General features: G+C 70.8%; 12 protein-coding genes. All 12 read right to left on the reverse strand.

Going from position 1 to position 19,761, the window contains the following annotated elements; genetic code table 11:
* The gene (locus BJY14_RS03855; protein WP_179842330.1) at positions 1-3,483 is read right to left on the reverse strand and encodes a DUF6603 domain-containing protein; all 3,483 of its coding nucleotides are present in this window, start codon (positions 3,481-3,483) and stop codon (positions 1-3) included.
* Positions 3,480-7,667, reverse strand: a complete 4,188-nt coding sequence (locus BJY14_RS03860; protein ID WP_179842331.1) for a peptidoglycan-binding protein — start codon at positions 7,665-7,667, stop codon at positions 3,480-3,482. The genes BJY14_RS03855 and BJY14_RS03860 overlap by 4 nt, the downstream gene beginning before the upstream one ends.
* A gap of 241 nt (positions 7,668-7,908) precedes the next feature.
* On the reverse strand, positions 7,909-8,103 hold the full coding sequence (locus BJY14_RS44320; protein ID WP_218905067.1) for a hypothetical protein: 195 nt from the start codon (positions 8,101-8,103) through the stop codon (positions 7,909-7,911).
* A gap of 510 nt (positions 8,104-8,613) precedes the next feature.
* On the reverse strand, positions 8,614-9,147 hold the full coding sequence (locus BJY14_RS44325) for a Rossmann-fold NAD(P)-binding domain-containing protein (protein WP_218905068.1): 534 nt from the start codon (positions 9,145-9,147) through the stop codon (positions 8,614-8,616).
* Between the two features lie 450 nt (positions 9,148-9,597).
* Complete coding sequence (locus BJY14_RS03870) at positions 9,598-10,125, reverse strand: GNAT family N-acetyltransferase (protein ID WP_179842332.1); 528 nt, start codon at positions 10,123-10,125, stop codon at positions 9,598-9,600.
* A 159-nt stretch (positions 10,126-10,284) separates the two neighbouring features.
* A complete protein-coding gene (locus BJY14_RS03875; RefSeq protein ID WP_179842333.1) occupies positions 10,285-11,520 on the reverse strand; it encodes an FUSC family protein in 1,236 nt (411 codons plus the stop codon).
* Positions 11,521-11,538: 18 nt separating this feature from the next.
* Positions 11,539-13,131 carry an FAD-dependent oxidoreductase gene (locus BJY14_RS03880; protein WP_246395787.1) on the reverse strand — a complete coding sequence of 531 codons (1,593 nt, stop codon included), beginning with the start codon at positions 13,129-13,131 and terminating at the stop codon, positions 11,539-11,541.
* A complete protein-coding gene (trxA, locus tag BJY14_RS03885) occupies positions 13,115-13,501 on the reverse strand; it encodes a thioredoxin (protein ID WP_312878960.1) in 387 nt (128 codons plus the stop codon). Before trxA ends, BJY14_RS03880 begins: the two co-directional genes overlap by 17 nt.
* A gap of 78 nt (positions 13,502-13,579) precedes the next feature.
* On the reverse strand, positions 13,580-14,029 hold the full coding sequence (locus tag BJY14_RS03890; protein ID WP_179842335.1) for an Hsp20/alpha crystallin family protein: 450 nt from the start codon (positions 14,027-14,029) through the stop codon (positions 13,580-13,582).
* Between the two features lie 103 nt (positions 14,030-14,132).
* On the reverse strand, positions 14,133-15,692 hold the full coding sequence (locus BJY14_RS03895; protein ID WP_312878961.1) for a Na+/H+ antiporter: 1,560 nt from the start codon (positions 15,690-15,692) through the stop codon (positions 14,133-14,135).
* 476 nt (positions 15,693-16,168) lie between these two features.
* The gene (locus tag BJY14_RS03900) at positions 16,169-19,027 is read right to left on the reverse strand and encodes a LuxR C-terminal-related transcriptional regulator (protein ID WP_179842337.1); all 2,859 of its coding nucleotides are present in this window, start codon (positions 19,025-19,027) and stop codon (positions 16,169-16,171) included.
* Between the two features lie 148 nt (positions 19,028-19,175).
* A complete protein-coding gene (locus tag BJY14_RS03905; protein WP_179842338.1) occupies positions 19,176-19,625 on the reverse strand; it encodes a DUF1931 family protein in 450 nt (149 codons plus the stop codon).
* Positions 19,626-19,761 lie beyond the last annotated feature (136 nt).

Raw genomic sequence — 19,761 nt, forward strand, 5'->3', positions numbered from 1 at the left:
TCAGGACACCTCCGAGTGGTCGGTCGAGTGGTCTGGGCGCTCTGGATGGTCGATGCGCGCGGCGAGGGGCGGCGCGGCGAAACGGGCCGGGCCGCTGGTGCGGGTCCTCGCGTTCGCGGCGGGCCCGTTCCCGGCGAACACCGCGAGCAGGCCGTCGCCGAAGGCCCTGCCGTCGCCGTCGCGGCCCGCGCCATCGCGGGCGGCGTGGTGGGCGGGCACGGCGTCCCCCATGGGACGGGCCGCGGTGTCGGGGTCGTCGATGATGATCCGGTCGTAGGACCCGTCGTCGCCCGCGGTCGTGAAGACGGTCAGCGCGGCGTCGGGCACGTCCGTCCCGGCGGGCGCGACGAGCCGCCGTCCCGCCGCGCGGCGCTCGGACTGCGGACGCTCGACCATCTCCGCTTGCGTCAGGTCGAAGAACTGGCCCGGCGCGTAGTAGTCGTCGATCGTGTCGCCGAGCCCCCCGGCCTCCCCGCCGACCGTGAACGAGGTGATGTCGAAGCGGCGGGGCCCCTGGACGCGGCTGGTGCCGAGGCGGTCCAGGTCCACGCCGAGCGGCAGCAGGTTCTGCCGGACGCCGAGGGTCGCGCCCGGGTGCATGAGGACCTGCCCCGCGGGCAGCTCCGGAGTGCTCAGGGCGGCCATCTCCCCGCCGCCGCCGGGGGTGGCGACGTCCCAGGTCCCCGGCTGCTTGAGGGCGTCGAGCAGCAGGTCGGCGGCGTTGACGAACGTCGGCCGGTTCTCCTCGGTCGGGTCGCCGAGCACCTTGTCGAACCGCTTGCTGATGTCCCAGAACAGGAGGTGGACGGTCACCTCGCCGTGCGCCCGCCATGGGCCGGGGCCGCTGATGCCGATGAGCAGCGTGAGGGCGAGCAGGGTCTTGTCGCCCCACTTCACCGACACGGTCGCGCCGAGCTCCGCGGTCAGCCAGAACGGCTTGAACTGGATCAGCGCGTCCAGCCAGGCGCGGCCGTCCACGACCAGTTCCCAGAACGCGAAGTGCAGGTAGAGCGCGCCGCCGAACTGGACGCTGTTGCTCGTCACGGCGAGGTACGCCTCGACGCGGAACAGGTCGCCGCTCTTGTTGAGGTTGATGGAGAAGCGCTTCAGGTCGGGGAAGCCGGTCGGCTTCGGGAACGCCGGGTGGAAGCCGCCGATGGAGACCGCGAAGTTCTTCTCGCCCTTCCAGCGCAGCCGCAGCGCCATGTCGCCGCTGACCGGACGCCCGAACAGCTTGGAGTCGACGAGGCTGCCGTCGAGCGACACCTCGCCCGCGCCCGGGTCGAGCGTCCCGACCACGTCGAGCTGGAACCTCCCGGCCTCCTGGAAGTTGATCACCAGCCGGCCGAGCACGACCAGCCGGATCGGCTCCGGAAACTCGATCATGATGCCGAGGTCGGCGCGGACGGTCCCGGCCAGCCACTCCAGCCGCGCCATGATCCCGACGAGCGTGCCGGTCGGGTCGGGCGGGAACATCCGCCCGAGCGTCGCGATCACGTTGGGCGCGTTGCCGACCGGGTCCGCCGGGAACAGCACCGCGTCCAGGCTCCGGGACCGGGTCGCGTTGCGCAGCTCCTCCAGGTTCGCGCGCCGGTTCAGGCCGACGATCGCCCCGAGCCCGGTCAACGTGATCCCGGCCGGCAGCACCAGCCCCGGACGCCACTGGAACGACCCGGACACCAGCAGCGAGTAGCTCTCGCTGCCGTCCCGCTCGGTGAACGGCCTCCCGTCCGCCGTCTTCGTGTTGAGGACGGCGACGGCTTGGAGCCGGAACCCGCTCGACCCGGGCGCGATACTGCTCGCCATCCCGAACTGGAACGCCCCGGAGTACATGCCGCGCGGCTCGTCGATCGACAGGTAGCCGCCACCGTCCACCACACCGAGCACGAGGTGCAGCCCCAGCCCGGACGGCGGCTTGAACCGCGGCGCGAGGTTCGCCTTGCCGAGGTTGCCGCCCTCGTCCGGGAACGTGAGGTCGGCGGCGAGACCGACGTCCTCGATCACCGCGGTCAGGCCGCCCACCCGCACCGACAGCGTCGTGGTCGCCCAGGCGGTGACCGCCTCGTCCGCCAGCGACGCCTCAACCCCGATCCGCACCGTCTCCGGGCTGATGCCGAGCACCGTCGCGTGCACCGGGAACTCCGCGATCAGCCCGGCGGCGCCCGTCAGGTGCAGCCCGGCCCGATGCGACCACGCCACGCCCAGCTCGAACGGCACCGACACCTTCTCGTGCGGCAGGACCCGCTTGACGAACCCGTCGCCGTCACCGCCCGCGATGACGACCTCCGCCCGCCCGGCCCGGACACCGATCTCGATGTCGTCGCGTCCGGTGCCGAGCGCGGCGCGGAGCGCGAGCACCAGTTCGCCGACCGCCAGGTGCACCCCGTCGGGCGCGCCCACGACCCACGCGGGCTCGTCCGGCGCGGAGATCCGCGCCACCTCGGCCGCCACCCGCACCGCCGGGTCTGCGCCCGCCACCGTCACCCCGCCCGGCCCGAACGCGAACGCCTCCGCGGACACGTCCATGTCGCCGCTGACGTTCCAGCCCCCGGCCCTTCCGACGACGTGCGCCGCGATCCGCGGGACGACGATCAGCGCCGGGCGTCCCTCGATGAGCCCCAGCCCGAAGGTCGCGCCGAGCTCCACCTCGTCGCCCGCCCCGTCCGGGACGCGTGCGCGCACCGACAGCAGGTGCCCGGCGAGCCGCTCCCCGTCCGCCCCGAGGTCGGGCCCCACCCCGGGCTTGACGCCGTAGGCGGCGTCAAGCCCGAGCCCGCGCAGCAGCGCCGCCGCCTTCGGGAAGATGCGCGCCGCCGCGGCGTCGATCGCCTCCGGCGTGTCCATCCCCTCCGGCACGTACAGGGCGCGGAAGTACGCCCCGGGATCCGACAGCAGGTCGATGAGCCGGCCGAGGTCGAAGCCGGCGCGGCGCCGCGGCAGCCGGATCGGGTTGTCGCCGGGCGGCATCGGCGGGCTGGGGTTCTCCTGGTCCGCCGCGAGCGTCGCCACGCCGAGCATGACGGCGGCCGGCAGCGTCCACCGGGCGCGCCGCGCGAGGTAGGCGGTCGGCAGGTAGTCGAGCAGGTCGCCGAGCATGGTCTCGTACAGCTCGTCCGGGACCTCGCCGCCGACCCGCGGCGGCAGCGCCTTCACCGGCCCCGCGGCCGCGCCCAGCTTCTCGAACGCCGCCTTGTAGCCCTTGAGCGAGTCGCGCGGCAGGTCGGCGGCGGCCTCGGCCGCGTCCGTGACGGCCTTGCCGATGCCGTCCGCCCACTCCTGGAACGCCTGCGAGTCGTACCCGATCAGCGGCCCGAGGTCCCACCCCAGCGCCCGCAGCAACTGGTTCCGCCGCCACGGATCGGCCGCCGCCCGCGCCGGCTCCACGAACAGCGCGAACTCGGCGAAGATCTGCGCCAGGACGCTCCTCTCCACATCCGCCGCCTCAGCGTCTGCCGGGCCTGGGGTGTGCGTCGGGTCGGTCACGGTTGCCTCCTTGGGAGGTCGTCGGTGTCCGGGCGCAGGGAGTTCCGGCCGCCGGAGAGGTTGCGGTCGGCGGGGGGCAGGGCCTCGATCGGGAGCGTGTAGGGCGTACCGGTCGGCCACGTGGGCCAGTTCCGGACGGCCTCGACCGGCGCGCCGACCCCGGCGCGGGTCGCGGTGGCGCGGGCCAGCGCGGTGATGAGTGCGGTCTCGTGATCGCCGGTCCAGGTGTTCGGGGCGCCGGAGAAGTCCGGGCCGAGCGCCTTCGCGGCGGTGAGGACCTCGTGCAGGGGCGTCGCGGCGCGTCCGGCGAAGCGGCTCTCGGGCGGCTCGGCCGCGCCGGGCTGGGCGGCGGACAGCACGAACCCGGGTTCGAGCAGGTGCAGGCAGGCGAGCATCCCCGCCGCGCGCTCGGAGGTGAACAGGTCCCCGACCCGGGCGGGACGCGGGTTACCGTCCGCGCCGGGCACGGACCCCACGGTCGCGGGCGCCGCAGGGCCGTCCCAGGGCGCGCCGAGCAGGTCGTGCAGCCGCTGCCGGGCCGGTTTCCAGAAGCTCCGGCGAACGGCGGCGTCCGTCCGGGTGGCGGCGACGAAGCGGTACATCCAGTGCCAGGCGCGGAAGATCCCGAGCGAGAACTCGTGGGCGAGCGGCGCGCCCGGCTTGCCGTTCTCGGCGGTGAGCGTGGGACGCGACCGCGGTGTCCGCAGCCCGGTGTCGAGCAGGCCGGCGCCGTCGGCGCCCCAGCCCGGCAGCGGGACGAGCCCGGCGCCGCCGGTCAGCGCGTCGAACGCGTCCCGGTCGGTGGCGCGCAGGAACGCGATGTAGGCCCACAGCTCGCCGGACCACTCGCGGTTCTGCCGGACGGCCGTGACCGGCGGGAACGGCCCGTCGGCGGCCCAGCCGAACGGCCCGAGGCGCAGCAGCGCGGCGTCGGCGGCGGTGACGGCGTCGAACCAGGCCCCGGCCGTCGCCTCGGCGACCGCGCGGAGCACCTTGAACGTCGAGAGCTGCTTCGCGACGTGCTCGTCCGCGCGGCGGGCCACGAGCTGCGCGAGCGTCGGCCCGGACGAGGTGTCCGGGAGCCGCGGCAGCAGATGCTCGGGCAGCAGCTCCGAGCGGCCCGGCAGCACCGGGCCGGGCCCGTCCGGATACGAGGGGTCGGTGGCGATCGAACCGAGCGGCGTCAGCTCGGGGTGGCCCGGCGGCGCCGGGCCGACGACCGGACCGGCGATGTCGCGGGCGAACAGCCGCGTGGACGCGGACACCTGCCCGGCGCCCCACACGTTCGGGTCGACCAGCTCGGCGAGCGCCGTCCCGGACATCCGCCAGCCCTCGACCACCACCGGGCACCGCCAGCGGTTCCGCTTCCACTTCGCGATCGTGAGCTGGGTCGGCAGGTCGGCGACGCCGCTGACCGGGCCGACGTACCGGTCGGCGTCCGGGACGTCCACCGGGTGCAGGCGGTCGGAGTAGCGGGCGGCGTCACCGTCCTCGCGGGCCGCGCGGGAGCGCCGCGCGTACGTCTGGAACTCCCGCACCGCCCGGACGGTCTCGGTGTCGTACGTCCCGTAGACCGCCGGCGGGGCGAGGAAACCGAGTTCGAGCAGGTCCTTCTGGAGCTGCTCCACGACCTTGCCCGCGATCAGGACGGCGGGGCGCCGCAGCCCGTCGTAGACGGCGGGCCCGGACGCGATCGCGTCGTGGTCGAACTCCCGCAGGACGAACCCGTACGGGATGTCCTCGGTGAGGGACGGGCCGAGGTCGAGGCTCACCTCGTACGTCGTCAGCGGGCCCGGTTCCGGCCGGTCGCCGAGATGCCACCACAGCGTCTGCGTGGCCTTCTTGTCCTCGCCCTGCCCCCAGGAGAACGACAGCTCCCCGAGGTTGCAGTGACCGACGATCTCCTTGCCGGCGCCCCAGTCGCCGGTGTAGCCGTCGAAGTCGCGGGACGCCGCCAGGTACTCGGCGAGCGCCTCGGGCCCGGACTTCCCGGTCGGGTCGCCCACCGGCACCGCTCCGGTGGCGCTCCGCTTCGGGTCGGCCTCGTCATGCCGGACGAACCGCGTCGCCAGCCGCCACTCGGGCTGGACGGTGAGCATCCGCCCCTCGCTCAGCTCACCGACGGACGGCTTGCCCTGCACGGACCAGCCGACCGGGTCGCCGCCGGTCAGCGGCACCTCGACGCCCACCTGGCGCCGCGCCCCGCCGCGGTCCTCCCCGGACCAGCCGACATAGTGCAGGTGCGGGACGGTGTCGCCGACCCCGTAGCCCGTCTTGTGCAGCAGCCTCGTCAGGCGGGCCTCATTGCGCAGCGCGCTGGCGACGAACGTGGCGAGCACCGCCTCCGTCCGGTTCTCGCCCTCGTACGGCTTGGACCGGTCGGGTCCGCACGCGTACGGCAGCACCGCCGAGTACCGCGACCGCTCCGCGAAGCCGTAGTGGATGTCCCCGCCGAGCAGGACGAGCCGGCGCCGCCGCACCCCGTCGGCGTCCTTCTGCGCCGCCGCGCACAGCCGCCCGATCATCTTGTGCAGCGACGCGTCGTCGTGGAACCAGGCGTCCTCCGCGTCCGCCTCGTACCGGCCGCCCCACGCCTTGGCGAGGGGCTGGACGATCTGCTCCACGACCGGAACGCCGAGGAACGCGGTCGGCTGCGCGACGATCGTCACCGCGTCGTCCCCGAGCGGCGGCTCGGCGGCCACCATCGCGTCGATCGGTCCGTCGTCCAGCAGCAGCACGCCCCGGTTGCCGACGTAGCGGCGCCACGTCCGGGTGTCGAGGACGACGAGCTGGTAGCGCGGCCAGGTGATCGTGTAGTGGTAGGTCAGCATGTCCGGCGCAGGCGGCTTCACCTGGACGCCGTACTTCAGCTCCAGCGGCAGCCCGAGCCCGGTGCGCAGCGCCGCGTCGTCTGCCGCGCCCGGCGCGGCGAGCCAGCGCTCCAAGGCCCCGAGCACCGCGCGGCCCGGCGTGCCGTCCGCGAACCGCTCTGGCGTGTTGCCCCAGTGCTGGAACACCGCGTACGCGGCGAGTGCGTTGCGCACGACCCGCCGCCCGAGCCCGTCCGCGATGACGGCCTTGGTGATCCACTCGGTGCTCATGTTCCAGTCGTCGGAGACGTCGTGGTCATCGAAGACCATGTACGTCGGGACGTTCGCCAGCGCCCGCCGCACCAGCGACAGCCCCTCCCGGAACTCCTCCAGCACCGGCGCCTCCTCGCGCCAGCGCTCGAACCGCTCCGCGATCGCCTTCTGGTGCTTGAACGGCCGGTACGGCAGTCCCTGGACGATCAACCGGTACACGTCCTCGCCGGGCTTGCGCCGCGCCGGGTCCTTCAGGATCGCGGTGTCCTCGGGGAAGACGTCCTCGAACCTGGGGACCGGCCCGGTCCACAGCACGTCCGACCACACCATCAGGTACATCCCGACGTACTCGCGGAACGACATCAGGTGGCTGTCGCAGTGCCCGGACGTGAAGTGCGCCTGCTTGAGCAGCACGTCCTGCCGCAGGCCGGGACGCAGCGCCGTGTCGGCCGGATCGCCCTCCGCGGGGAGCGTCTCGGCCGCCATCCCGAGCCCGGCGCTCGCCTGCTGGATCATGACCAGCAGCGGGTCCGACACGTTGTCGGCGTAGATCTGGTCCCCGGTCATGATCATCTGGTGCGGGCGCAGCAGCGGATCTCCGGCGCTCACCCGGACGATGTGGTCGAGCGCGGGCAGCAGGTCCTTGCCCTCCGCGTGCGGCCGGCGGCACGACCCGTGGAAGATCCGCAGCTTGCTCGGATCGTCCGGCGGCGTCGGGAAGCTCGGCCACCCGGGACCGTCCGGATAGGCCAGCGCCGCCTTGGCCTCCGCCGGATCGGCGTGGACGACGCCCGCCGCGAACAGCGACGTCCGCTGACCGCCGAAGTCGAGGTCGTAGCCGAACAGCGCCCCGGCGCCGAACGTCCCGCGCACGGTCACCGCCACGACGTGCAGCGACTCCCCCAGCCGGACGGTCGGCGCCGCCGCCGACACCTCCGGCGCGCCCCGCGCGTACCCGGGCGCCGGCCCCAGCGGGAACACCCGCAGCGTGGCCTGGCAGTGCTCCCGCACCCCGACGACGACGGTCACGCTCGTCCGATCGACTCTCCGGACCATCGGCCCGAACACGACGAACGGTGTGGTGGAAGCGATCTCGCTCAACCTGTGGCCCCCTAGCCCGCGGGAGGGAGCCGCGCCACGCCGGGCGCCCGGGTTCCCCGACCCGGCCGCCTCCGACCGCCGCCGATCCCGGCGGCGGACTCCCCCGAAAGTCCGCCCGCCCGGCCGGCGCGCCGTGCACGCCGTCCGGAACGAACACCCCCAACCATGCCGGGAACGCCCGAACCCGAACATCCCTGACCTCAGGTATTCCGAACCACCTTCGGTTCCCGCGCCCGGAAGCTCAGGTGCGGCGGTTGACCTGATCCAGCGAGGAACCCGAGACCTGGGCGCAGCCGGTGACGATCGCCTCGACGGTCGCGGGATCGATCACGTCCTCAAGGCGGTCGAAGCCGTCCGGGGCGCGGCGCTCGACCTCGTCGATGACGCTCTCCGGCTCGCCCGTCCGGTTGCGCGGCACAACCTGGCTCGTCGGCAACAGCCGGTCCTGCTGGTAGGCCAGAACGCGACCCCGACCCGCGTCTGCTCGACGAGCTGCCCGCCGAGGCCCGCGGCGTCCAGGACGGCCTGGCCCGCGCGGTTCGACCCCATCGGATACATCGGATGGGCCGGTCGCCCAGCAGCGTCACCCGCCCCCGCCCCCGCGTCCAGTACGGCAGCGGGTCGCGGTCGCACATCGGGAACTCGAAGCACTCCTCGGTCGCCTCGACGAGCGCCGCGTGGTCCAGGAGCGGCGTGCGGAACCGCGCGATGTGCTCCTTGAGGCCGCCCGGATCGGCGCCGCGCGACCAGTCCTGCCGCTGCGGCACCGGATCCCCGGGCTGCCCAGTTGGTAAGCCGCGTCCCCAGATCCCGGCCCCGCGAGATCGGATAGACGACCAGCTTCGCGTCGGTGCCCCCGACGAGGAGCATCGAGCGTCCGGTCGCGAACACCGGCCACTCGGCCGCCCCGCGCCACACCATCACGCCGTTCCACCAGGGCGGTCCCTCATCGGGGAACATCAAGGACCGCACCGTCGAATGGATCCCGTCGGCGCCCACGGGACATTACCGCGCGCCGGAGCGAGCGCATCCCCACGCCGGTCCACGCACTCGGCGCGCACTTCCTTGGCGTCCTGCTCGAAATCGACGAGACGGTGCCCCATCCGGACCGCGTCCGGTCCCAGCCTTCCCGCACCGCCCGCAGCAGGACGCTTTGCAGCCGTCCCCGATGGACGCCGATCTGCGGATAGCTGAGCCCTGCGTCCGTCCCGCACGGCCGGTGCAGGATCTGGTGACCCAGCCGGTGGGCGTAGAACAGCTCGCGGGTGCGGATGCCCACGTCATCGAGTCGTACGAGCAGCCCAAGCCGGTCCAGCTCCCTGACCGCGTACGGCAGCGCGTTCAGCCCGACGCCCAACTCCCGAAGCTTCTCGCTCTGCTCGTACCCCTCGCAGCCGATGCCTTCCTGCCGCAACCGCAGCGCCAGGACGAGCCCTGCGCTTACCGAAAAACTCAATCCATGCTGGTCAGGCAGGGACACCTACGAGCGAACCACAAGATTGTCAACAGTCCATGTCGGCTCGTTGTCGGCTCGGCGGTTTCGGACCGGATCGGCATGCGGGCGGCATCATGCGGCACGAATACCGGCCTCGATGGTGACGGATCGGCACAGGCCGACACTGAGCAGGCCGCTCCGATACGGCAGTTTCGGACCTTAGATCCGCAGGGTGTCGAATTAGACGCAGCGACAGCCAGGCCGGCGGCCGCCCGACCGGAGGGCCGGATCCACGAACCCGGCTCCCTTCGGCCCACAGCTCACGCCATACCGGCGGGCCGGACGGGCATCGCCCGGCCATCTCCTCAGAGATGATCAGCTCTGCACCCTCAGCGTTCGACTGACTTTCTTGCCTCCTCAAGCGAGCTGCCAGGAGCGGCGCGCTCCGGTTAGCCGGAGCTGAGCAGCTCAGGGCTGTCCCGTAACTGTTGGTGGTCACCGGGTGGCGGCGTGCAGGTCCCGGATGTACCAGTCGAAGCGTGTGCCGTCGCTGCTGTGTGTCGGCTTGCCGGGGGTGAACCCTGCCCGCTTTGCGACTGCGGCAGATGCGGGATTCTGCGGCTCCACTTGGATTACCGCCTCTGCCCCGCCCTCACTCGCCGCGTACTGGGATGCCAACAGGACCGCGCGGGTAGCCAGGCCACGTCCTCGCCAGGACGGATAGAGGCCGTAGGCGACGTTCACCTGGCCAGGCGCCAGACCTTCTCCTGCGAATCGCAGGTCGATCGTGCCCACGAGCACCTCGTCGGGGCCCATCCGGATGCCGAACGCGCGGAGTGGTCCGGCGGTGTCCCACTGCTCCCGGCAGTGCCGGAAGTACGCCTCGATGCCCTGTCGCGTGCCTGGACCGCCGTTGAGCCAGCGAACGAGTAGCTCGTCCTCCCCCGCGAGGTGCGCCTCCGCATCGTCCAGGCGCAGGGGGGACAGAGTGATGATCCCGTCGGACAGCTTCACCTCATGCATCCGGTGATTCTTGACGCCAGAGCCGTGCCGCACCATCAGTTTCTGTGCGACATCACGCGGAGCTCACGGGCTGACTCGGAGGGCTACTCGGCGGGCGCCTCAGTGGCCTGTACGACGTTCCAGGTTGAAGGCGCTCGGAACCTGTCGACGGCGAGTCGGTCAGGAGCGTGCTCGGCGTAGGTCTGTTCGCCGCCGGATTGGGCTGAGCGTGGCGGGCGGCGAAGGCCTGGGAATGCGGAGCCGGCGATTCGCTCGCCCTTTAGTCAGCATCCGCCGCTCGGACTTCAGTTCGTTTCTCAAGCGGTCGAGATGAACGAGGATCTCACCATGGAGCGGCCAATCGGGACTGTCGGCCCACAACAAATCACCTAGTTTTACGCGCTCTTCGTGCGCGGCGGCCAGGTGATAGGCGAGTGGGTCCTCGAGGTCGGTCGATCCTGTGGCGAACTGCTGGCGGCGCAACCGCCCGTAGGTGCCCAGCGCCGAGGCCAGATGTCCTAGCGCCGTGGCCAGCCGGCTGCGTGCGTCACTCTGGGACAAAGGGTCCTCTCGCTCTGCCTCAACCTCGTTGGCGTGGTCGGCTAGACAGCGCGCCAGGCCGCGGATGGTGATCCCGCAGTGCTCCAAAGCGGCCAGGGTCTCCCGTAGCGCCACCATTGCCCGCAACATTCCGACCCCCTGAGGATTGAGTCGGATGCTCTCCTCGGCTTGTGCGAGTTCGCCGTCGACGCGTTGGACATCCCGGCTGAGGAAGCGGGCCTGGGCGAGCAACTCGCCGTACGTGCGTGGCTCGGGGCGCTTTTCCACCCCTTCGGCGATGGCATGGAGGTGGCTGGCCATGATCTCGCTCAGACCCTCCAAGGCCTCCTCTGCCGCTTGGATCCTGACCGGTGAGGTCAGGATTCCGGCGATCAGGCCGGTGAGAGCGCCAACGAGGGTCTCCACGATCCGCCCCGTGGCCGCAGCACCGGCTCCGAGAGACAGGATGAGCATGGCGCTGATCGGCACCTCGAGGACATAGTTGCCGAGCCGCATCAAGACTCCGCAGACCAGCGCGGCGGTGATGGTGAGGCCCAGGCTCCACCAACTGAATCCCACCAGGTTCGACAGTAGTGCCGCGACTATCACACCGACCACGACGCTGACGACGCGCTGCCAGACATGGCGAATGGTCTGGAACAGCGTGATCTGGAGGACGAGGATCGCGGTCAGAGGGGCGAGTACGGGCCTTGGACTGGTGTCGGGCAACCACGACGCGAACTCGAACGAGAGAACTGCTGTCACGGCGAGGCGAGCAATCTCGAAGGCCGTAGGCTGCGTTTTCAGCTGCCTCAGGCCCACTCGCGCCGGCGTGACGGCGCCGTGCGCCACAGCACGTATTCGCTGGTCGCTCATCTCACGCCCCACAGCCGTTTATCGGTCCAGGCGCACGAATGCCAGGCGGACGGCCATCGCCCCCTCCCCCACCGCCGAAGCGACACGCTTGATCGAGCCACTTCGCACGTCACCGACGGCCAACACGCCGGGGAGGCTGGTCTCCAACGGCAGGGCTTGAGGGCCGCCGGTGCGCACGTATCCCTTGTCATCGAGTTCGACCGTGTCCGCCAACCAGTCGACACAGGGGACGGCTCCAATGAAGACGAACAACGCGCCGACCTCGAATCGGCGGGCTTCAGCGGTCCGGTTGTTCACCGCGACAACCTCCTCCAGGAAATCGTGTCCGTGCACTTCACGGATCTCTGTATGGAGGAACACCTCTATATCGGGACAGTGCTCGATCCGATCGACGAGGTAGCGCGACATGTTCTCGCCGAGCTCAGCACCCCGGACGAAGAGCAGGACGCGTGTGGCGTGCCGAGCCAGGAATACGGCCGCCTGGCCCGCCGAGTTGCCGCCGCCGACGATGGCCACCGGCATGTTCCGACATTGCAGCGCCTCCACCTGGGTCGCCGCGTAGTACACCCCGGCACCCTCGAAGTCTTCCAGGCGCGGGACGTCCAACCGGCGATAGCGGGCACCGGTTGCGATGACGACCGTCCGGCCGGAGAGTTCGCCGCCTCCGCCGAGGTCGACGGTGTAACGGTCGCTGCGTGCCCGTAGTCCCGTGGCATCGCCGGGCACCTGGAGCCTCGCCCCGAATTTCCCGGCCTGGATGACCGCCCGATCGGTCAGATCCGCGCCCGAGATGCCGGCGGGGAAACCGAGGTAATTCTCGATCTTCGATGACGTCCCGGCCTGTCCTCCGGTGGCGATGGCATCGACGACCATCGTGTCCAGGCCCTCTGAGGAGCCGTACACGGCCGCGGCCAGCCCGGCCGGACCCGCCCCGATGATGAGAAGATCGTATGCCGAGGAGGCCGGTGCCGGTGGCGGCAGCCCGAGGAGCCGGGGAAGTTCGTCGTCCCCCGGATTGCGCAACACCCGTTCGCCGTCAAGGATCACGACGGGTGTCTCCGATACCGGGATGCTGAGCCCTCTGAGCAGCGTTTCGGCGTCCTCATCGTCCTCGACGTCGATCCATCGATGCGGCAGTCGGTTGCGCACGGCGAAGTCGCGCAGTCGCCGGCAGCGGGCAGAGAACCGCGAGCCGATGATCCGCAGCCCGACGCCCTGCGCGATGAGCAGCGAACGGCGGATGAGGAACGCGCGCAGGACGAGATCGCCGAACCAGGGTTCCTGGCCGGCCAGCTCCCGCAGCCGCCGGGGCGGAACCACGATCACCTTGCCCGGCTCGGCGACGCGGGCTGTGAGGAACGTGGGCTGACCTGTCAGCAGGCCCAGTTCGCCGAGGAACCGTCCCGGACCGTGCAGGCTGATGACTTCGCCCTTGTCCAACATCTCCACCGTCCCGGCCAGGACCAGGAAGAAGGCGTAGTCCCGGTCCCCTTCCGAGTAGAGGACGTCGCCGCGGCGGGTCGGGCGTTGTTCGCCGTATGCCGCGACCAGCCCCATCTGCTCGCGGTCGAGCCGGGGGTAGGCACCGTTCAGATCAGGTGTCTCTTCCAAGGGTTCCCTCCACCCACGTTCGGAGCGGCCCAGCGGGCACGGCGCCCGCTCTCTGGTCGATCACCTTCCCGTCACGCATCAGCAGCAGCGTGGGAACGGCACGAACGGCGAAGCGCTCCTGTATCTTCGGCGCCCGGTCGATGTCGATCTTCACGAGCTTCAGCCGCCCGGCCAGTTCGCGGGCGAGGTGCTCCAGTACCGGGCTGACCGTCCGGCACGGCGCGCACCAGGTCGCCCACAGGTCGACGATGACCGGCACCGAGGAGTGTTCGGCGACCTCGGCGAAGTCTTCGTCTCCGGCCTCCGCGATCCATGGGAGCGGCCGGTGACAGTTCCCGCAGACCGGACCGCCGTCAGCGGCTGCCGGCACACGGTTCTTCTTTCCGCAGTGCTCACAACGGACGATCACCGGCTCCTCCAGCGGATGTGGTCGAAGCGCCTTGTCGGTTCAGTCCTTGACCTCGACGTGGCGGTCCTTTTCGGTCGTGGACTTGGGGACCGTCACGGTCAGCACGCCGTCGGCGAGGTTCGCGTCGACCCGTTCGGCGTCGATGTCGCCGGGCAGGAATACCCGGTACTCGAACCGGCCGGTGCGCCGCTGCTTGCGATGCCGCAGTCCGCGGCTCTCCCGCTCCTTGACCTCCCCCGTGATGGTCAGTTCCCGGTCGTGCAGCGACACGTCGACCTCGTTCTTCTTCAGGCCGGGTAGTTCGGCCTCGATCACGTAGGCGTCGTCGGTCTCGCCGACGTCCGCCGCGGGCACCCAGGGCATCTCCGTGGGGGCGCCGGCGAAGGCCGCGTTGACCAACTGCTCCATCTGCTCGTAGAGCGCGTCGAACGCCCGCGGCCTCGGTGTGAGCATCGTGTCACCGGAGCGGCGGGTGCTGGGCAGTGCCATGTTCTGACCCTCTCGTCTCGTCGGGACGTTCTCTAGACAGAGCGTTGCCCGTCCGTCCGGTCCGGCACATCCTCAGAGTTGACAGGTACCGGCCAGGCCCCGCTCAGCCGACTTCCCGGATGTCGGGGTCCTCAAGATCGAGCCATCGGTCCACGGCCCGCAGGCCCTCGGCGCTGATCTTGCCCTTGGAGTAGAGCCGGCGCAGTTTCTCTCGCTGCGTCCGCACCAGTTCGCGGCGGAGGCCGAGGGAGTCGGTCAGCTCCTCCTCGAGGTGCTCACCGAACTCAGTGCGGATCTGGTCCAGGAGGTCCTCGTACAGCTGGCGGAAGGTCCTGCCAGTGCGACCATCGACCTCGCCGTTCTCGATGAGTTCGTCGAGCCGGGCCAGAGCCGCTTCCACCACGGCCTTCTTCGCCTCCCGGTACTCGATCCGGACGCGGTCGGACTCAGCCAGGCCCAGTCGTCTCAGCAGGCCGGGCATCGTGGTCGCACACCCGATCAGGGTGATGAACACGACCGCGCCGGTCACAAAGAGCCGCTCGCCGCGCCGTTCCGGTGGCAGTCCCTGCGCGGAAACCGGCAGGGACAGCACGATCGCCAGGGAGATCGCGCCTCGCATGCCGCTCCAGCCGATGGCGAGCCGGCCACGCCAGTGCAGGTGATCGAAGGCGATGTGGCGGCCGGGCAGATACCGGGAGAGCGGAAAGACGAACTGCGTCCAGGCCAGCCGCAGGGCCACGATGACAGCCGTGACCGCGGCCGCGCCGAGAAGTGCCGACGGCCAAGCCGCGCCGGTCAACTCGCGCACGATGACGCGTATCTCGAGGCCGAGCAAAACGAACAGTGCTGACTCCAGGAGGAAGACCAGCACCTGCCAGAACAGATGACCCGGCAGCCGGGACGCCGGTTGGAGCACGCCCTCTCCGCGGGTGCCGAGGTAGAAGCCCGCGCAGACGGTGGAGAGTACCCCGGAGAAGCCGAGCTCGTCGGCCGGGACGAACGCGAGGTACGGCGTCAGCAGGGACACGATGATCTGGCTGCCGGGATCGCGGATCCGGCGACGCAGGCGGGACGCGATGAACCCCACTGCCAGGCCGTACGCCACACCGCCGGCGACCACTCCGGCCAGCCGCGCTATGCCGTGGCCGACGCTGAAGGGCGTTGTCAGCGCCTCGACGGCCAGCACGAAAGCGGTGAGCGCGACAGCGTCGTTGATGAGGTTCTCTCCTTCGATGATGGTCACGATCCGAACCGGCGCATTCAGCCGCTTCATGATCGAGATTGCGGCGACGGGGTCGGTGGGGGCGACGGCGGCACCGAGGGCCACGGCCGCCGCCCAGCCCAGGTCGGGCAGAACCCCCCGCAGTACCGCGGCGACGGCGAAGGTGGTCACCGTTGTCAGGCCGATCGCGAGCGCCGTGATCGGCACGGCGTCCGCCTTCGCCTCGCGGGGGGCGCTGAAGAACGCCGCGTAGTAGACCAGCGGAGGCAGGAAGCCGAGGAGCACCACTTCCGGAGGCAGTTCGATCTCGGGCATGCCAGGCAGGAACGCGATCGCCGCGCCGAGCACGACGAGCAGGATCGCTTCGGGCAGCCCTGTACGCGCCGACAACGCCCGGGAGAGCAGGACCGCGACCGCGGTGGCCAGGACGACGATGAACACGGATTCCGGGCCCATGATCGCGGCCTTCCCCCGCAGGGCACGGCCAGCCGGACATGCAGGTAGGGAAATGTCTAAGCGGAACCGACCTGTGGACGATCACTGCCGTCAATGCTCAGCGACAGCTGCTACCCGGCCGGAGGATGTAGGGCACCCGGCGGCACGCGAACGAAGTGTTGCGGACGTGACGAGGAACCGCTACCCGAAGCCGAAGCCCAAGCCGCCCGGCCCCCGCCAGGGTTGGTGGAGCGGCTGCGTCTCAGCCATGTCGACGCTTGGCGGCACAGTGCCCGATAACGCTGGTCAACGCCCCATCCGCCTTGGGGGAAGTCCGTCCGCTGAGCTGGAACACCACCCCGTGGGGCGAGGGCGGCGTGGAACGGCTGGTGCCCACCGTCCTGCACGACCTGTGTGGCACTACGTCGCGGAAGTGGCGTGGAAGGACCTCAAGTCCAGCATTTCCCAGGACCTGCGTCCGCTCATTCCGGTCTAGGGCGTCTGTGGGCGGGAGGTAACTCGGCCTCCGGGCCGTCGGAGCTCTTCTTGGTATGCGCGTCTGGGGGGTCGTCGGAGTGTTCGAGGACCTGCCGCGCCAGTTCGACGCGCGAGCGGATGTTGAGTTTGCGGAAGACCTGCCGCAGGTGGAACGCGACCGTGTGGACGCTGACGAACAGCTGATCGGCGATGCGCTGGTTGGTGAGCCCATGGGAGACCAGCCCGGAGATCCGCCGCTCGGTCCCGGTGAGGCTGGCCCAGCCGGTCGCGGGGCGATCGCGGCGTTCCCAGTGCCTGCGGGATTCCCCCATCCGCCGCAGGCGCCCACGGATGCGGGCCGCGTCCCGCTCGGCGCCGGCCGCCACGTAGCGGGAGAGAGCCTCGTCGAACCACTGGATCGTACGGCCGCGCGCGCCGCCCAGCCCGCTCAGCAGGATGCCGAGGTCCTCGTATGCGGAGGCGGATGACCAGTGGTCGGCGTGCCCCGCCCCGGCGTGTCGCAGGAGGTCCGAATCGCCGTGGAGCAACCCGCGGGCGTGCTCGGCGGCGGCAGCCAGACTGGGCAGCCCCGGGTTCATGTCGGCGAGCCGGTCCGCCGCAGCAACGGCCTTCTCGGCGTGTCCGGTCTCACCCACCGCGACCGCCGTCCGGACCAGCCAGGCCGCCGCGGTCGGATCGCAGATCAGCACCCGATTGTGCTTCGCCAGGCCCTCGAGGAGTCGGCTCACTCCGGGCACGGCGGCTCGCGGCCCGTCACACGCCTCGGTCACCTGTGCCCGGATCAACTCGCTTCGGGTCAGATCGAAGGGAGGGGATGCCGGGCCGCCCGCGTCCTTGCCTCCGAGGCTGTGCTCAGCGGCCGTCTCGAGATCGCCGGAGCGCAGCGCCGCGATGGACAGCGTGGACCTGGCGCAGGAACCCAGCAGGCGCGCCCCGACCTCGTCGGCGGCTTCCAGAGCCGCCCTCGCGCCGCGGATCGCGTCCTCCGGACGCCCCTCGGCGAGGTCGATGCGAGATCGCACGATCGCCGATCCGGCCGCCCAGCCGTCCCGTCCGATCCCCTCGGCTCCGCCGGTCCCCAGCACCATCGTCCGCCGCGCCTCGTCCATGAGTCTGACGTCCACCAGGAACGAGGCCAGGATCAGAGCTGGGTGAAGCCGGCACTCATGCACGCCGTCATTGGACACCTGCCGCACACCGGTTCGCGTGAGGTCGAGCGCGCCGATCAGATCGCCCTTGTCCCAGTCGTCCAAGGCGAGGACGATGAGCGCCCCGGTCACCAGGCCACGGCCACGCGCGTCGGCCGCCTTGATGATCTCTCTGGCCCGCTCCAGCGCGCTTCCGCCCTCCTGCAGCCCGACCTCGGCCTGCAGGAGGGCGAGTTCGGCGCGGTCGCGCACCTCGTCGCTCAGATCAGGCATGTCCAGCACGGCCTTGGCCGTGTCCGACGCCCGGGCGGCCTGGCCCATCGGCACCAGGACGAAGGACAGCGCGGTCAGCAGTTCGGCGGTCGAGGGGCCGGAGGCGCATCGGTCGAGCGCGCCCTCCGCGAACTCCGCGGCCCCCGTCAGGTCACCGGCGGTGACCAGCGCCCCCATCGCCGTCATCGTGCGTGCGAACCACAGCGGATCTGCGGGCTCGGTGAGGTCGAGCGCCCGCCGGGTCAGCTCGGCGGCGACCGCCGGGTCGGTGTCGAGCATCTGCGCGCTCGCCCGGTCCAGGCTCTGGAGGACCTCCGGGACGCCTGAGACCGCCCCCGCCATGAGGTGGGCCGCCGCGGCCTTCACCCTGCCACCGTGCTCCAGCAGGGTCCTGCCGATCTGCACATGCAGAGCCTGCCGGACGGGACCGGCAATATCCGTGATCACCGATTCGCGCACCAGATCGTGCCGGAACACCAGAGCCTCTTCATGCGCTGTCAGCAACTCGGTCGCCAGAATCGCCTCCAGTGACGGCAGTAGTTCGGAGGGGGTGATGCCAAGCAGATCTGCGGCGACCAGGGGGTGGAACGCCGGCCCCAGCATCGCAGCCACCTCGAGAAGCCGCCGGGCCGCCGGATCCAGATCTTCCAGGCGGCCCTGGACGACGAGACGGGCCCGCTCCGGCAACCGCGAGGCGATGAGGTGGGCGTGACCCCGGGCGTTCATCACACTGCCCTCGTCGAGCAGTCCGTTCATCAGCTCGAGAAGCAGCAGCGGATTGCCGCCCGCCTTGTCCGCGAGCACGCGCAGGTCGACATCAGGGCATGCACCCAGGGTGGCGGTGACCAGATCGAAGACGGCCTCATCCGGCAGAGGACTGAGCCGGCACAGGACGGCGCCGCGCGCCTTCAACCGGGAGAACAGCCGATCGGGCTCGGCGCCACCGGAACCGGTGCGGCGTGCGAGAATCCACCACACGGGAGACGATGCGAGTCGGATCGGCAGCGTCCGCAGGGCGAGGAGCGTCTCGGGATCGGCCCATTCGAGATCGTCCAACACGACCAGCAGCGAGGCGGAGCGGGCCCGCCTTTCCAGCGCGTCCCGCAGCAGCTCAGCCGAACGGTCCTGTCCGCCGGCCGACGGCGAAGGCGACGGCGGGCAGGGTTCGTCGAGTGCCGACAGCAGCAGGTCCAGGTCCGCGGGCCGACGCAGTTCGGGGGCCATATCCGGGTCCACCACTGAGAAACCCTCGTCGGCGGCGATCCGCGCGGCCTCCTCGAGCAGGCGGGTCCGCCCGATGCCCGGCTCCCCCTCGACGAGCATGACCCTCGGACCGTCGACGCGCGTCAGCAACTCGTCGATGCTCGCTTGTTCCCGTTGGCGACCGAACGTCGCTCCCCGCGTCGGCGGCCTGCCCTCCATGCAACCGAACGTGCCCGTGATCGCGGGGAATACGCGACCGCCGACACACGGATGTCTCATTTATCGGCAAATTACGTAAACCTTACATAAAGCCATAATCGCACACGGGAGCGCATCTATCGCGAACCAGTCAAAGCAGCAGTCCTGCTCACAAGAGCAGGTCAAACATGCGCTGGACCCGCTCCCACTGCGTGGTCTGCGGGTTGCGCCGGTCCGGGAACACGATCCGGAAGGCCTGCGCCAGCGCGTAGGAAAGGCCGCCAGCGATTTCGGGAAGCTTCTCATCGGTGACATCGCGGACCGCGATGTCCAGCGGGGGCCTCCTCGCCAGCAGTTCCAGGATCGGCTCGACCTCGATCTCCTCGTCCAACCGGCGGAACCGGTGGATGCACTCCTGCAGGCCCTTCGTGATCGGGAGGTCGAACGGCTCGATGATGTCGCGCCCGTTCGCCTTCGCCCTGGCCTGCCCGATGAGGAGCAGGTCGTACAGCTTGGCGTCCAGGAACTCGTGATAGCGCCGTAGATCGTTCTTGTCGACGTCCACCCCAGAGGCAGCCCTGAAGAAGCGCTCGAACCTGCTGATTCCCAACACGGCCATGGATCCACCTCCCTGTCTCCTCCTGACAGAGGAGAAGTACTGCTTGCAGCATCCCCGCCCCGGGGGGCCGTCACATCGTCAGATCTTGTAGGCCTGGCTCGCCCGCGACGAGGCTGCAGGACCACGCCGGGCCGGC

Origin of the sequence: Actinomadura luteofluorescens, from assembly GCF_013409365.1 — a bacterium.
Taxonomy (GTDB): Bacteria; Actinomycetota; Actinomycetes; order Streptosporangiales; family Streptosporangiaceae; genus Spirillospora; species Spirillospora luteofluorescens.

Excerpts from the sequence above, each read along its gene's own strand:
- BJY14_RS03905 (WP_179842338.1), bottom strand. The coding sequence starts at position 19,625 with ATGGCCGTGTTGGGAATCAGCAGGTTCGAGCGCTTCTTCAGGGCTGCC.
- BJY14_RS03890 (WP_179842335.1), bottom strand. The coding sequence starts at position 14,029 with ATGGCACTGCCCAGCACCCGCCGCTCCGGTGACACGATGCTCACACCG.
- BJY14_RS03875 (WP_179842333.1), bottom strand. The coding sequence starts at position 11,520 with ATGAGCGACCAGCGAATACGTGCTGTGGCGCACGGCGCCGTCACGCCG.
- BJY14_RS03870 (WP_179842332.1), bottom strand. The coding sequence starts at position 10,125 with ATGCATGAGGTGAAGCTGTCCGACGGGATCATCACTCTGTCCCCCCTG.
- BJY14_RS03900 (WP_179842337.1), bottom strand. The coding sequence starts at position 19,027 with ATGGAGGGCAGGCCGCCGACGCGGGGAGCGACGTTCGGTCGCCAACGG.